The organism is Streptomyces sp. S465 (assembly GCF_026898115.1).
Lineage (GTDB): Bacteria > Actinomycetota > Actinomycetes > Streptomycetales > Streptomycetaceae > Streptomyces > Streptomyces luomodiensis.
In genome coordinates this window covers 6,308,037-6,321,969 of the sequence record NZ_CP114036.1, presented here as the reverse complement: position 1 = coordinate 6,321,969, position 13,933 = coordinate 6,308,037, and the positions used below count along the sequence as shown (strand labels likewise).

10 protein-coding genes are annotated in these 13,933 nt (G+C 72.1%); 2 read left to right on the top strand and 8 right to left on the bottom strand.

What is annotated here, in order from left to right; all coding sequences use genetic code 11:
- Positions 1-243: 243 nt before the first annotated feature.
- The 5 genes from N6H00_RS26865 to N6H00_RS26845 all read right to left on the bottom strand — a co-directional run bounded on the left by N6H00_RS26865 (position 244) and on the right by N6H00_RS26845 (position 7,383).
- Positions 244-1,680: a styrene monooxygenase/indole monooxygenase family protein gene (locus N6H00_RS26865; RefSeq protein WP_268974392.1), complete on the bottom strand. Its 1,437-nt coding sequence runs from the start codon at positions 1,678-1,680 to the stop codon at positions 244-246.
- Positions 1,681-1,753: 73 nt separating this feature from the next.
- Positions 1,754-2,395 carry a GTP-binding protein gene (locus N6H00_RS26860; RefSeq protein ID WP_268974391.1) on the bottom strand — a complete coding sequence of 214 codons (642 nt, stop codon included), beginning with the start codon at positions 2,393-2,395 and terminating at the stop codon, positions 1,754-1,756.
- A gap of 4 nt (positions 2,396-2,399) precedes the next feature.
- The gene (locus tag N6H00_RS26855; RefSeq protein WP_268974390.1) at positions 2,400-2,792 is read right to left on the bottom strand and encodes a DUF742 domain-containing protein; all 393 of its coding nucleotides are present in this window, start codon (positions 2,790-2,792) and stop codon (positions 2,400-2,402) included.
- Positions 2,789-3,277, bottom strand: a complete 489-nt coding sequence (locus tag N6H00_RS26850) for a roadblock/LC7 domain-containing protein (protein ID WP_268974389.1) — start codon at positions 3,275-3,277, stop codon at positions 2,789-2,791. Before N6H00_RS26850 ends, N6H00_RS26855 begins: the two co-directional genes overlap by 4 nt.
- Entirely contained in the window at positions 3,274-7,383 is a 4,110-nt protein-coding gene (locus tag N6H00_RS26845) for a nitrate- and nitrite sensing domain-containing protein (protein WP_268974388.1), read from the bottom strand. The genes N6H00_RS26850 and N6H00_RS26845 overlap by 4 nt, the downstream gene beginning before the upstream one ends.
- Positions 7,384-7,772: 389 nt before the next feature.
- Between N6H00_RS26845 and N6H00_RS26840 the strand changes: the two genes are divergently transcribed.
- Complete coding sequence (locus N6H00_RS26840) at positions 7,773-8,543, top strand: hypothetical protein (RefSeq protein ID WP_268974387.1); 771 nt, start codon at positions 7,773-7,775, stop codon at positions 8,541-8,543.
- A 447-nt stretch (positions 8,544-8,990) separates the two neighbouring features.
- Here N6H00_RS26840 and N6H00_RS26835 read toward each other — a convergent pair whose 3' ends face one another.
- Positions 8,991-9,503, bottom strand: a complete 513-nt coding sequence (locus tag N6H00_RS26835) for a MarR family winged helix-turn-helix transcriptional regulator (RefSeq protein ID WP_268974386.1) — start codon at positions 9,501-9,503, stop codon at positions 8,991-8,993.
- Between the two features lie 230 nt (positions 9,504-9,733).
- On the opposite strand from N6H00_RS26835, the gene N6H00_RS26830 reads away from it, so the two are divergent.
- On the top strand, positions 9,734-10,582 hold the full coding sequence (locus N6H00_RS26830; protein WP_268974385.1) for a lysozyme: 849 nt from the start codon (positions 9,734-9,736) through the stop codon (positions 10,580-10,582).
- Between the two features lie 143 nt (positions 10,583-10,725).
- On the opposite strand, the gene N6H00_RS26825 is transcribed toward N6H00_RS26830, so the two are convergent.
- A complete protein-coding gene (locus N6H00_RS26825) occupies positions 10,726-11,322 on the bottom strand; it encodes a Uma2 family endonuclease (protein WP_268974384.1) in 597 nt (198 codons plus the stop codon).
- Between the two features lie 145 nt (positions 11,323-11,467).
- Positions 11,468-13,885, bottom strand: a complete 2,418-nt coding sequence (lon, locus tag N6H00_RS26820; protein ID WP_268974383.1) for an endopeptidase La — start codon at positions 13,883-13,885, stop codon at positions 11,468-11,470.
- Between the last annotated feature and the right edge of the window lie 48 nt (positions 13,886-13,933).

Below are 13,933 nucleotides of genomic sequence, written 5' to 3'. Positions count from 1 at the left end.
AAGCACGGCCGGTGGGGTCAGGCGCGGCCGCTGACCCCAGGCACGGCCGACGACCCCAAGCACGGCCGGTGGGGTCAGGCACAACCGGTGGTACCAGGCACGGCCCGTGACCCAAACACGACCGGTGACCCAAGCACGGCCAACGGTCCCGGAGACGGCCTGGTGACCCCAAACACCGCCAGTGCCCCAAGCACGGCCGGTAACCCCAAGCCCGACCCGTGACCCCAAGCATGGCCGCTGGTGTCAGCCGATGGACCGGACGGCGGCATCGGCCTCCCCCGCGGCCTTGCCCACATCAGCCGGCCCCGCGACCTCACCCACATCAGCCGGCCCCGCGACCTCACCCACATCAGCCGGGCCCGCGATCCCGTCCGGATCGGTCTCCCCCGCGAGCCTCTCCGGATCGGCCTCTGCCACCGCATCCTCCGATTCGGCCTCTGCCATGACCTGGTCCAGGTAGGCGGCCGTCTTCTCGGGATCGTAGAAGAAGTCCTCGAAGTCGGAGGGGTTGTCGAAGCCGTTGGCGATGCGGTGGGCGACGGCGGGGAAGGTGACGCCCGCGCCGAGGAGGTTCACGACGTGCTCCGGCATCGGGGCCAGCATGGCGTTGGTCCACCTGGTGACGTGCCGCGCGGTCCGCCAGTAGCGGTCGAAGGTCGTCCGCATCCACTCCTCGTCGAACGGCCGGTCGCCGCGCTCGACGATGCTCGCCAGATAGACCGCCGCGCACTTGGCGGCGGAGTTGGAGCCCTGGCCGGTGAGCGGGTCGTTGGCGACCACGACATCGCCGACGCCCAGGACCAGTCCGCCGCCCGGCAGTCGTCCGACCGGGTCGCGTACGGTCGGGGCGTACCGCCCGGACAGCGTGCCGCCGGCGTCGGTCAGCTCGACCTTGGTGGCGCGCGCGTACTCCCAGGGGGTGAACCGCTCCATCAGCTCCAGGGTGCGTTCCAGATGCTCCGAGGGGTCGGTGATGCCCTGGAAGGCGTCGGCCGGGCCGCCGGGGACGCCCTCCCAGAAGAGGATGTCGGCGCGGCCGGTGGTGGTGAGCGCGGGCATCACGAAGAACTCGCCGACACCGGGGACGAGGTTGCAGCGCACCGCTTCGAGACCGGGGTGCTCGTGGCGCGGGCCGAGGCCGTGCACATAGGCGACCGCGAGGGCGCGCCGCGGGGTGTCGTACGGGGAGCGGGCGGCGTCCCGGCGGAAGAGCGAGACCAGTTCGCCCTTGCCCGCGGCCACCAGCACCAAGTCGTACTTCCTGACGAGGAAGTCCAGGTCGGAGACGGCGGTGCCATGGATGACCACCTGGCCGCCCCGCTGTTCGAACGTGTCCATCCAGCCGGCCATCTTGATCCGCTGGTCGACCGACTGGGCGAAGCCGTCGAGCCGGCCGACCCAGTCGATGACCCGTGGGTGCCCGCCCGGAGTCGCCGCCCCGGCGACGGAGACGCCGAGGCCCTCGATCCGGGGCGCCGAATCCTCCCAGAAGTTGAGCCCCAGATCGCGCTCGTGCCCGAGCGCGGTGCGGAACATGCACTGGGTGGACATCACCCGCCCGCCGCGGATCTCATCGGACGTCCGGTTGGACATCAGCGTGATCCCGTACCCCTGGGACTGAAGGCCGAGAGCGAGTTGGAGGCCGGACTGCCCGGCCCCCACGATGAGTATCGTCCGCATGGCTGTCGACTCCCCTCAGGCTCGGGCCGAACGGAACGGAGCAGCTCATTCCGTGAGCGGAGCCGAGGTTACGTCACTCGGGTGAGACGTCAACGGCGTGTCGCACCAGCGCCAGCAGCGCGTCCACGACCGAGATCCGACGCCGGGCGTCCATCCTCACCACGGGCACCGAGGGGGCCACGGAGAGCGCGTCCCGTACGTCCTCGGGCTGGTAGAGCGGCGTGCCCTCGAAGTGGTTGACCGCCACCACATACGGCAGGCCGAGGCTTTCGAAGTAGTCCAGCGCGGGGAAGCTGTCGTCCAGGCGCCGGGTGTCGACCATCACCACCGCGCCGATGGCCCCGCGCATCAGGTCGTCCCACATGAACCAGAAACGCTGCTGGCCGGGGGTGCCGAAGAGATACAGGACCAGATCGTTCTCCAGCGTGATCCGGCCGAAGTCCATCGCGACGGTGGTGGTCAGCTTCTCCGGAGTCGCCTCCAGATCGTCCACACTCTCGCTGGCCTGCGTCATCAGCGCCTCGGTCTGGAGCGGAGTGATCTCCGAAACCGAGCCGACAAAGGTCGTCTTGCCGACGCCGAAGCCTCCCGCTATCACGATCTTGGTGGCGATCGGCGCGCGGGAACGATCCGTCTGCCACCTCTGGAGCACCTCCTCGGCCCCGGGTATCCCGGCCCCGGGTATCTCCGACGTCGCCGGCGGGGTCGCCGTCATCGTCTCAGAGCCTGCGAAGTCCACTGAGCACCCTTTCGAGCAACGCGCGGTCCGGCTGGCCGGGGCCCCGCCCGGTGCCGTAGACGCGGATCTTTCCCTGGTCGGCCAGGTCGCTGAGCAGGACGCGCACCACACCAAGTGGGATCTTGAGCATCGCGGAAACCTCCGCGACGGAGCGCATCCTGCGGCACAGTTCGATGATCGCCCGGATCTCCGGCAGCATCCGGGAGTTCACCCCGCTGGGGGCCGGGTCGAGCCGTTCGTCCGGAGACTCCAGCGACGCCACGAAGGTCTCCACCAGCAGCACATGGCCGGAGCGGGTGCGACCGCCGGTGAGCGAGTACGGACGTACGCGAGCGGGTTTACGGGCGGGTCGGCCGGACCCGGCGGTCGTCACTGTGCGGACTCCAGCGACCTGCGTAGTTCATTGCGGAGTTCGGGGGTGAGCACATGCCCGGCCCGGCCCACGAACAGCGCCATGTGATAGGCCACGACGGTCATGTCGCAGTCGGCGGTGGCGTGCACCCCCAGCAGCGAACCGTCGCTGATCGACATGACGAACAGACTGCCCTCGTCCATCGCCACCATCGTCTGCTTGACGCCGCCGCCGTCCATCAGCTTCGCCGCGCCGAGCGTGAGGCTGCCGAGCCCCGAGACGATCGTCGCGAGATCCGCGCTGGACCCCTTGGGGCCGTCCTGTGCCGTCGGATCGGCCGCCGCGGCGGCGTAGTGCCGTGCGTCGGAGGAGAGCAGCATCAGCCCGTCGGTCGAGACGACCACGACCGAGCGGACACCCGGCACCTCCTCGACCAGGTTCGACAGCAACCAGTGCAGATTACGGGCCTCGCGACTCAACCCGTAGGTACTACCGGGCGCATTCACCCGCGTGCCTCCTCAACCGTGCCACCCTCGTTCCGCGCCCCCGTTTGTTCTGCCGGTCCCCCGTACCGCCGCGCGGCCTCGCCACGGGCGGCGATCTCGGCGGCGGCATCGCGGCGCCCCTCGCGGGCTCCGCGCTGGAAGCCGCCGAGCCGGTGCCGCAGCTCCTCCGCGCTCACCGAACCGGTCCGCTCCCGGGGTTCGGGATCGGACTCCCGGAGCGACAGGCTCCGCGGTGTGCGCTTGGGAAGTCCCTTGTCGGTACGGTCGGTACGCGGCGCCTCGTCCTCCGGACGGGCGTGCTGGTCGGGCCCGATGGCGTACGGATCGGCGGAAGCCGCCACGCCGCCGCGCTCGGCCAAGCCGTGTCGCGCCACCGGACCGCTGCGCTCGGCCACGCCGTGTCCCGCCACCGGGCCGCGGCGCGCCGCCAAGCCGCCTTGCGACGCCGGGCCGCCGCGTTGCGCCAGGCCGTCGCGGGCCACCGGGCCGCCCCGCGCCGCCACGCCGCCTTGCTCAGCCAGACCGCTGCGCTCAGCCAAGCCCTCTCGGGCCGCCAGACGCTCGGCCACGCCGTCCCGGGCCACCGCGCCGCCCCACTCGGCCAGGGCACCGCGCTCGGTCAGGCCACCTCGGGCCCCCAGGCCGCCGCGCTCGGCCACGCCGTCCTCGGCCACCGGGCCGCGACGCTCAGCCACACCGTCCCGCGCCACCGGGCCGCCTTGCTCAGCCAGGCCGCTGCGTTCCGCCAAGCCCTCTCGGGCCGCCAGGCCGCCGCGCTCAGCCAAGGTGTCCCTGGCCACCGGCCCGCCGCGCTCGGCCACACCGTCCCGCGACACCGAGCCACGACGCTCGGCCAGGGCGTCTCGTGACGCCGAGCCGCCCCGCGCCACCAAACCGCCTTGCTCGGCCAAGTCGTCACGCTCGGCCAAGTCGCCTTGCGACACCGCGCCGTCGCGCCCCGCCAAGCCGTCTCGCGACGCCAGGCCGCCTTGTGAGAGCGGGCCACCCCACTCCGCCAGGCCGTCCGGCGACATCGCGCCACCGCGCTCTGCCAGGCCGTCTCGTGCCGGATCGGCCTGCGCCGGGCCGGTGTCGGCCGGGCCCCAGGCGTCCGCGCCCACCGGGCGTACGCCGTGGGCGCCAAACCGCCGCTCGCGGCTCTCGCGGTCGTCACCGTCCTCGCGGTCGCCGTAGCTTTCGCGGTCGTCCAGGCTCTCGCGGTTCTCGCCGTTTTCGCCGTTCTCGCCGTTCTCGCGATGGAGGGTCAGCTCCATCGTCCGCTCGACGGCGGGCACCTCCGGCTCCTCGGCCTCGGGTGCCCGCGCCGGAGCCGGGTCGTCCGCGCCGTGCCGCGCGTCGTCCTGTCCGGTGGTCCGGAGCGGCTTGGGGACACGCTTGGGCAGGGCAGGCAGCGCACCGCCGTTCCCCGGGTTCGGGTGGCCGCGCGGCGGTGTGGGCTCCATCGGATAGTCACCGACGGCATCCGCCGGCCGCCCCCACCGCTCACCGGAGACGGCCCAGGGGGCCGCCGACTCCGGGCCGGAGGCTGCCTCGGCGGACGCAGGCCCTGGGCCGTGCCCCACCTCGGGCGCCAACCCGACCTCGGGCGCCGGCCCCGGCTCGGGCGCAAGCCTGGTCTCGGACACCAGTTCCGGCCCAGACCCAAGCTCCGCCTCTGGCGCCAGTCCCGACTCAGGCACGAGCCCCGGCTCGGGCGCCAGCCCCGATTCAGGCGCAAGCCCCGGCTCGGGCGCCAGCCCCGGCTCAGGCATCTGCGACGCCTGGCCCGGCTCCCCGTCCGACACGGCCGATGCAGCCGACATGGCCGATACGGCCGGCTCGGCCGGTGCGGGGCGACCGGCCGGTATCGCCGGCTTCGTCGGCGCCGCCCGCTCGGCCGATGGGTCGGTGTCCGTCCCGGCCTCGGGGTTCGGCGCGCCCTCAGCCGCCGGGGACTGGGTGGACGCACGGGGCTGGCCCGGGAGCGTGTTGGAGTTGGCCTCGGCTTCCGTGCCCGGGAAGGACGACAGTCCGGTGCCGCTGAACGTCGCCCCCGCGCCCACCGGCGGGGCGGGCGGCAGTCCGGCGCCGGGTGGGCCGGCCGGGAGGATGTTCGTCGGGAGGACGACCACGGCCGCCACCCCGCCCGGCTGCTGTTCGCGCAGTTGCACCCGGATGCCGTGGCGCGCGGCGAGCCGGGTCACCACGTACAGGCCGAGGCCCAGCGGGTCCTCCGGCTGGGGGCCCTGGCAGTACTCCGGTACCGGGTCGGCCAGCCGGTCGTTCAGCTCGATGAAGCGCTCGGGCGTCATGCCGATGCCCTCGTCCTGGACGGAGAGCATGACCTCGCCGGTCTCCAGGAGCCAGCCGGAGACCTGGACCGGGGCGTCCGGCGGTGAGAACGATGTCGCGTTCTCCAGGAGTTCGGCGATCAGATGGCTGACGCTGTCCGCGGCGTACCCGGCGACCTGGGCATGTGGCGGCAGGGCCTGGATCTGCACCCGGTCGTACCGTTCGACCTCGCTGATCGAGGCACGCAGCACATCCAGCAGCGGCACCGGCCCCGGGTGGGTGGCCTTCTGCTCGGAGCCCGCGATGACCAGGAGGTTCTCACCGTAGCGGCGCATCCCGGTGGCCAGGTGGTCGAGTTCGAAGAGCGTTTCGAGGCGGTCGGGGTCCTGCTCCCGCTCCTCCAGGGACTCGATGATGGCGAGCTGGCGCTCGATCAGGCCCAGCGAGCGCAGCGCGAGGCCGACGAAGCTGCCGTGGACCCGGGCCCGCAGCCCCTCCAGCCGGGTGGCGACCGCGTCCCGCTCGGCGCGCAGCTCGTCCCGCTGCTCCGCCAGCCGCTGCCGCTCGCCGACGAGCCGGGTGCGCTCGGTGTCGAGTTCGGCGATGCGCGCCGCCGCCCGTGCGGCCTTGGCGTGCAGTTCGTTGACGGCCCGTACGGCGTCCGCGAACTCGTCGTCGCGGCCCTTGAACGCGACCGGTTCCTCGGCCGCCGGATCGGCCGCGACCCGCCGGGCGCCGAGCCGCAGCGCGGCCAGCGGCCGGGTCATCGAGCGGGCGCTGTGCACGCCGGCGCCGAGGGCGACGAGCAGGGCGGCACCGACGATGGCGGCGCGCACCTCGAGGTCGGTGACCGCGTCGTCCCGCACCCGTGCGAGCTGGGCGGCCTCGGCGGAGGCCAGGGCGGACTGGGCGCCGCGCATCCGGTCGATCCGGGCGCTCAGCGCGGACTCGACGCGGTCCTCGCCGAGGAGGACGTCACTGTCCGAGAGGCGGCTCTGGTCGGTGAGCCGGGCGAGGTAGCGCTCGGCGGTGGTGACCTCGGTGCCGTTGACGGTGCGGTCGTAGGCGTCGCGGGCGGAGGCCGGGGCGAGCTGTTCGAAGTCGGCGAGCGCGGACTGCTCGCGCAGGTTGGTCCGCTGGGCGGCGGAGACCATCGCGTCCTGGCCGCCGCCCGCGTCGAGCGCGGCCAGCAGCAGCCCGCGGGTGGCGGACGCCTCCTCCACCGCGCGGCCGAGCGGGGCCAGCGCGGCGGTGGTGCCGGTGTCGGCGCCGGTGTCGATGCCGAGGGCCCGGCGGGCGAGGGTGTCGGCGATCCCGTTCAGCGCCTGGACGGTCCGGGTGTACGAGGTGAAGACGTCGAGGGCCGAGTCCTTGCCGGCCAGCGCGTGCTGCCGCAGTTCGGGGAGGGCGTCCAGGAGCTGCCGGACCGAGGCCGGGACGTCCGGCCGCACCTCCCGGATGCGGCGGTCGACCCGGGCGCGCATGTCCTCGGAGATCCCGCCGCCGGAGGCGGTGGTGCGCCCGTCGGCGACGTACCGGATCATGGCGTCGCGCTCGTCGGCGAGGGCGTGGGCGAGGGTCACCGCGCCGCGGTTGGTCTCCGCGAGGTCGACGAGGTGCTGGGCGTCGGTGGTGTCATCGAGGGCGAGCAGGACGGCGGGGGCCCCGGCCCCGAGGACGGCGACGGAGACGAGCGCTACGGACGCGGTGAGCCGACGACGGACGCGTGCGGTGTGCCGTCGCGGCGCCGCCTCGTCCTGGCGTGGTTCGCCGACCGCATCGTGCGTGGTGCCCCGAAGCCGCTTCTTCCGCACCGGTGCTCACAATCCATTCTCGCCCGACCGCTCCGTGGACCAGAGGTGACGACGGATCAACACTTGTGTTCCCCACCTCCGGTAGGGATTCCGACCCTTTCAGGACGGGTCTGGGGCAGGCATACATCACCCACCCGGCCACCTGAACGAGTGAACCGCATTGCGTAGTTGACCACCAACTTTCACTTCCGGCCATACCTTCCCGCCACCTTGCACGGATTGGTAAAGACCTCGGCGCCCTGAAAGGATGCCCCACCCGCAGCTTCCCAGAAGTGTCAATCCCTCCCCAATCAGGCACGGGAGACACCGGCGACGGGCCTTGGTACGGACCAAACCGAGCCGGATCGTCCCGGCGGCGACGATCGACGGCGGTCCGGCAGACTGAGGGAATGCGCATCGAACTCGCGACCGCCCCCGGCGATCACACGTACCCCAACGAGGACTACGCATCCGTAGCCCTCCCGGCCTCGGGAAGCGGCGGTGCGCTGGTGGTACTGGACGGGGTGACCCCGCCCGAGGGCGACGACGGATGCGTCCACGGCGTGAGCTGGTTCACCGCGCGACTGGGCGGAGCGCTGCTCGAACTGTCCGGTTCACACCGGGATACGCCCCTGACGAGCTGCCTTTCCGAGGCGATCACGCGAACCGCCGCGGCCCATGGTTCAACGTGTGACCTTTCTCACCCTCTCACTCCCCAGGCGACCGTCGTCGCGGCGCGCTGGGACGCCGAACGGATCGAGTATCTGGTGCTCTCCGATTCGGTGTTGCTCGTCGAGCTGATCCGCGACGGGGTGACACCGGTCCTGGACGACCGCATCGACCGGCTGCGGGCCGAGGGCCGGCGGCTCGCCCCGCTGCGCAACGCGGAGGGCGGCTTCTTCACCGCCGCCGCCGATCCCACGGTCTCGGACAAGGCGGTCACCGGGGAGTTCCCGCGCGCCGAGGTGCGGGCACTGGCGGCGCTCACCGACGGGGCGTCGCGCTGGGTGGAGCTGTTCGGCGCGGGCGACTGGGCCGACTGCTTCGCGCTGCTGCGCAAGGAGGGCCCGCAGGCGCTGATCGACCGGGTGCGGGCGGCGGAGCACGCCGATCCGGACGGCGCGGCCTTCCCGAGGGGCAAGACGCACGACGACGCCGCCGTGGTCTTCGCGGAACCCTGACCGCCCGCCCCGGGGGCCCGGGGTGGGGTGGCGCGGGGGCGGGGGCGCGGGCGCGCGGGAACGCGAGGGCGCGAGCGCGTGCCGACGAAGACGCATGCGCAGGCCGACGCAGACGAAGACGCAGGCCGACACGGACACGGGCCGACGCAGACGCAGGCGGAGGCAGACGCACACCGACGCAGGCGCGGGCGCAGGCCAAGGCACACAACACGCCGACGCAGACGCACACCGACGCCGACGCAGGCGCGGGCCCAGACAGACACACAGACGCAGACGCAGGCCCAGGCAGACGCACACCGACACAGGCGCCGGCCCAGGCGCACGTCGGCGCAGGGCGTGGCACTGGGTGTCGTGGGGCATGGAGCAGGCGGGGCACGGAGTAGCGCGGTTGCCACATCCGCGTCGCCGGATGCGCGGGGCTCGCCGATCCTGACGTGTATGAGCGCCCTACTCCTGCGCCGTACGCGCTGCCTGACCGGGGTCGTCGGCCTCCTGCTCCGCGTTCAACCGGTGCAGCAGCCTGGCGAGTTCGGCGACCTCGCTGCGCTCCCACGCGGCGAGCCGGCGGGCATAGCGGGCCCGCCGGGCGACCCGTACGGCGCGGAAGCGGCTGCGGCCCTCCTCGGTCAGCTCCACCAGAAAGGCCCGGCCGTCGGCCGGATCGGGGGTCCGCGTCACCAGTCCGAGCTCCTCCAGGGACCGGAGCTGGCGGCTCATCGTGGCCTTTCCGACGCCGACGAAGCCCGCGAGGTCGGTGGCGCGCTGCGGACCGGCGTCCTCCAGCCGCATCAGCAGCCCATAGGCGGAGGATTCCAGCTCGGGATGGACCTCCCGGGCCAATTCCCCGGAAGCGGATCGGGCCCTGCGGAGGAAAACCGCCAATTCGCGTTCCAGGGCCAGGAATGCATGGTCCACACCGACTCCGCCCACGGTGCCGCCCTCACCCCGCTCGGGGGGCATTGCCCCGTTGTTGTGCACGTCAGAGCCCTCTCCGGGTTTTCACTTCGTGAAAGTTTCTACCACGCCCGGTTGTTACCGCAGCTCCACCAGTATTTCGCAGGATTAGACCAACGGCATCACACCTCCCCTCTTCCACCCGTCTATCTACGCCCGTAGCGTCCCTGCTGACTGACATGGTCATTCCAATCGGATGTCCCTCTCCCCCCCACCGAGGCTTCGGAGGCAACGCCATGCCCGTGCACAGACCTGGTTCGGCCCGACGCGCCCTCAGTGCGCTGATCGGTATTCTCGCCACTCTCCTCGCCGTGACCTTCGCACTGCCCGGTTCGGCCTTCGCCGCCCAGGGCCGTGGTGCCAAGGCCATTCCCCATCCCGAGGACGACTGGGCGGGTTCCCAGATACTCAAGCACGAGGGCGGTTCCACGACCGGCGCGGAGCCGCCGGGGCTGCTCGCCACCGTCGAGGGCGTGGACGTCAGCAGCCACCAGGGCAATGTCGCCTGGGCAACACTGTGGAGCAGCGGCGTCCGGTTCGCCTATGTCAAGGCGACCGAGGGCACCAGCTACATCAACCCGTACTTCGCCCAGCAGTACAACGGCTCGTACAACGTCGGCATGATCCGGGGCGCGTACCACTTCGCCCTGCCAGACAACTCGAGCGGCGCCGCACAGGCCAACTACTTCGTCGACCACGGCGGCGGCTGGTCCAAGGACGGCAAGACGCTGCCGGGCGCGCTCGACATGGAGTACAACCCCTACGGCGCGACCTGCTACGGGCTGAGCGCGAGCGCGATGGTCAACTGGGTCAAGGACTTCAGCAACACCTACAAGGCGCGCACCGGACGTGACCCGGTGATCTACACCTCCACCAGCTGGTGGAAGAGCTGCACGGGCAACTCCGCCGCCTTCGGCTCCATCAACCCCCTGTGGATTCCGCGCTACGGCTCGTCCGTCGGCGAACTTCCGGCGGGCTGGGGCTTCCACACCATCTGGCAGTACACCTCTTCCGGTGCGACGGTCGGCGACCACAACAAGTTCAACGGCGCCATGGACCGGCTCCAGGCCCTCGCCAACGGCTGAGCCCCGCACCTTGCCTCACCCCACCCCCCACACGCGGCGTTCCCCGACCCCGGCGCACGGACAGGTCTGTCCGTACGCCGGGGTCGGCCATGTCGCGAGGCGCGCTGCCCGGCCCGGTGGGAGCCAGGCAGCGGGAAGTGGGGTCAGTCGCGGGGGAACTCGCCGGTCTTGAGCGTCAGGCCGACGGCGGTGTCGGTCAGGTCGAGGTCCTTCCCGAACGCGACGGACACCTCGGTGAGGTACTCACCGTCCTTGGGGTCGGTGAACAGACGGCACCTGCCGGTGTACGGATCGGCGATCAGGTAGACGGGGACCCCGGCCTGCGCATAGGTGACCTTCTTCGAGCCGTAGTCATTGGCGCCCGTGCGCTTCGAGATCACTTCGGCGACGAATTCGACGTCCTGGTAGCGCCAGCGCCCCCTGGCGTCCTTGACGGCCCCCTCGGCGATCAGTGTCACATCGGTCGCGAAACCATTGAGATAGCCGGGGTAGTCGATACGGACGTCCGACTTGATCCGCTTGCGCGGGTAACGCGCCCGCAGCTGCTCGACGATGTCCAGGATGATGTCCCAGTGGGTGTCCCGCTGCAGCGACATGAAGATGTTCCCCTCGACAATCTCGACCTTGATTCCCTCGGGGACGGGCATCTTCTCGAGCGCCTCGAACATCGCGTCCAAGGTCAGCTCGCCGCTGCGGTCGGGCATCTCGATCCTGTCAGTGTCGATCCGGTCAATCTCCATGACGGTCACCGTGCCGCTCCTCCCCGCCGCACACCGAACGTATGCGGGGGGTTGGTCCAACGATACGCACGGCCGACAGGTCACGCGTGGCCCGAAACCCCGTTCGACACGGGGCCCCGGGCCACGGCGCTACCGGCAGCGTCCGTCACGCCGCTGCCGGAACCTCGGGGGCGGCCGTCCGGGCCGGTTCCAGGGCCAGCTCCAGGACCTGGCGGACGTCGGAGATCGGGTGGACGTCGAGCCTGTCCAGGACCTCGGCGGGGACGTCGTCCAGGTCGGGCTCGTTGCGCTTGGGGATGATCACGGTGGTCACCCCGGCCCGGTGCGCCGCCAGCAGCTTCTGCTTGACACCGCCGATGGGCAGCACCCGCCCGGTCAGGGAGACCTCGCCGGTCATCGCCACGTCCGGGCGCACCTGGCGGCCGGAGAGCAGCGAGGCCAGGGCGGTGGTCATGGTGATGCCCGCGCTCGGGCCGTCCTTGGGCACCGCGCCCGCCGGGACGTGGAGGTGGACGCCGCGCTCCTTCAGGTCGCCGACCGGCAGCTCCAGCTCCGCGCCGTGGGAGCGCAGGAAGGAGAGCGCGATCTGGGCGGACTCCTTCATGACGTCGCCGAGCTGACCGGTGAGGACCAGCCCCGCGCCGCCCGTCTCCGGGTCGGCCAGCGACGCCTCCACGAACAGCACGTCACCGCCCGCGCCGGTGACCGCGAGCCCGGTCGCCACGCCGGGGACGGCGGTGCGGCGCTCGGCCGGGTCCTGGGCGGACTCGGGGGTGTGGTGCGGCCGGCCGATCAGCGGGCGCAGCTCCGGCACGCCGATGGCGAAGGGCAGTTCGCGCTCGCCCAGCTCGTGCTGGGCGGCCACCTTGCGCAGCAGCCGGGCGATGGACCGCTCCAGGGTCCGCACCCCCGCCTCGCGGGTGTACTCGCCCGCCAGCTTGCGCAGCGCCTCGTCCCCCAGCGTGACCTCGCCCGGCTCCAGGCCGGCCCGCTCCAGCTGCCGGGGCAGCAGGTGGTCACGGGCGATGGTGACCTTCTCGTCCTCGGTGTAGCCGTCCAGGCGCACCAGCTCCATGCGGTCCAGCAGCGCCTCCGGGATGGCCTCCAGGACGTTGGCGGTGGCCAGGAAGACCACATCGCTGAGGTCGAGTTCGACCTCCAGGTAGTGGTCGCGGAAGGTGTGGTTCTGCGCCGGGTCCAGGACCTCCAGCAGAGCCGCGGCGGGGTCGCCGCGGAAGTCGGAGCCCACCTTGTCGATCTCGTCGAGGAGGACGACGGGGTTCATGGAGCCCGCCTCCTTGATGGCCCGTACGACCCGGCCGGGCAGCGCGCCCACGTAGGTGCGCCGGTGGCCGCGGATCTCCGCCTCGTCGCGGACGCCGCCGAGGGCGACCCGGACGAACTTCCGCCCCATCGCGCGGGCGACGCTCTCGCCCAGGCTGGTCTTGCCGACGCCGGGCGGGCCCACCAGGGCGAGCACCGCGCCGCCCCGGCGGCCGCCGACGACGCCGAGGCCGCGGTCGGCACGGCGCTTGCGCACCGCCAGGTACTCGGTGATCCGCTCCTTGACGTCCTCCAGCCCCGCGTGGTCGGCGTCGAGCACGGCCTTGGCGCCGGGGATGTCGTAGGCGTCCTCGGTGCGCTCGTTCCACGGCAGCTCCAGGACGGTGTCCAGCCAGGTGCGGATCCAGCTGCCCTCGGGGCTCTGGTCGCTGGCCCGCTCCAGCTTGTCGACCTCCTTCAGGGCGGCCTCGCGGACCTTGTCCGGCAGATCGGCGGCCTCGACGCGGGCCCGGTAGTCGTCGGATTCGTCCTCCGGGTCTCCGTTGAGTTCGGCGAGCTCCTTACGGACCGCTTCGAGCTGGCGCCGCAGCAGGAACTCGCGCTGCTGCTTGTCGACGCCCTCCTGGACGTCCTTGGCGATCGACTCGGCGACGTCCTGCTCGGCGAGGTGCTCGCTGAGCCAGGTGACGGCGAGCTTGAGGCGGGCCACCGGGTCGGCGGTCTCCAGCAGCTCGACGCGCTGGGCGACGGTCAGGAAGGGCGAGTAGCCGGAGTTGTCGGCGAGCTGCGCCACGTCGTCGATCTGCTGCACCCGGTCCACGACCTGCCAGGCGCCGCGCTTGCGCAGCCAGCTGGTGGCCAGCGCCTTGTACTCCTTGATCAGTTCGGTGACGGCACCGGGCAGCGGATCGGGCACGATCTCCTCGACCGTGGTGCCCTCCACCCACAGCGCCGCGCCGGGGCCGGTGGTCCCGGCGCCGATGCGGACCCGGCGCACACCGCGGATCAGCGCGCCGGGGTCGCCGTCGGAGAGCCGGCCCACCTGTTCGACGGTGCCGAGCGTGCCGATACCGGCGTAGGTGCCGTCGACCCGTGGCACCAGGAGCACCTTCGGCTTGCCGCCCGAACCCCCACTGGAGCGCGCGGCGGCCTGGGCGGCCTCCACCGCGGCGCGTACCTCGGTATCGGAAAGGTCCAGGGGCACCACCATGCCGGGCAGCACCACCTCGTCGTCGAGAGGCAGCACGGGCAGGGTGAGCGGTGTGGACAGCGAAGCCATGATCTCCCCTTCGGCAGGCAAGTTGAGTCGGTAAGACTCAGATGCATT

What these genes read in the sequence shown, in the direction of transcription:
- N6H00_RS26860 (WP_268974391.1), bottom strand. Translation starts at nt 2,395, where the DNA reads ATGACGGCGACCCCGCCGGCGACGTCGGAGATACCCGGGGCCGGGATA.
- N6H00_RS26865 (WP_268974392.1), bottom strand. Translation starts at nt 1,680, where the DNA reads ATGCGGACGATACTCATCGTGGGGGCCGGGCAGTCCGGCCTCCAACTC.
- N6H00_RS26840 (WP_268974387.1), top strand. Translation starts at nt 7,773, where the DNA reads ATGCGCATCGAACTCGCGACCGCCCCCGGCGATCACACGTACCCCAAC.
- N6H00_RS26835 (WP_268974386.1), bottom strand. Translation starts at nt 9,503, where the DNA reads ATGCCCCCCGAGCGGGGTGAGGGCGGCACCGTGGGCGGAGTCGGTGTG.
- N6H00_RS26825 (WP_268974384.1), bottom strand. Translation starts at nt 11,322, where the DNA reads ATGGAGATTGACCGGATCGACACTGACAGGATCGAGATGCCCGACCGC.
- lon (WP_268974383.1), bottom strand. Translation starts at nt 13,885, where the DNA reads ATGGCTTCGCTGTCCACACCGCTCACCCTGCCCGTGCTGCCTCTCGAC.
- N6H00_RS26830 (WP_268974385.1), top strand. Translation starts at nt 9,734, where the DNA reads ATGCCCGTGCACAGACCTGGTTCGGCCCGACGCGCCCTCAGTGCGCTG.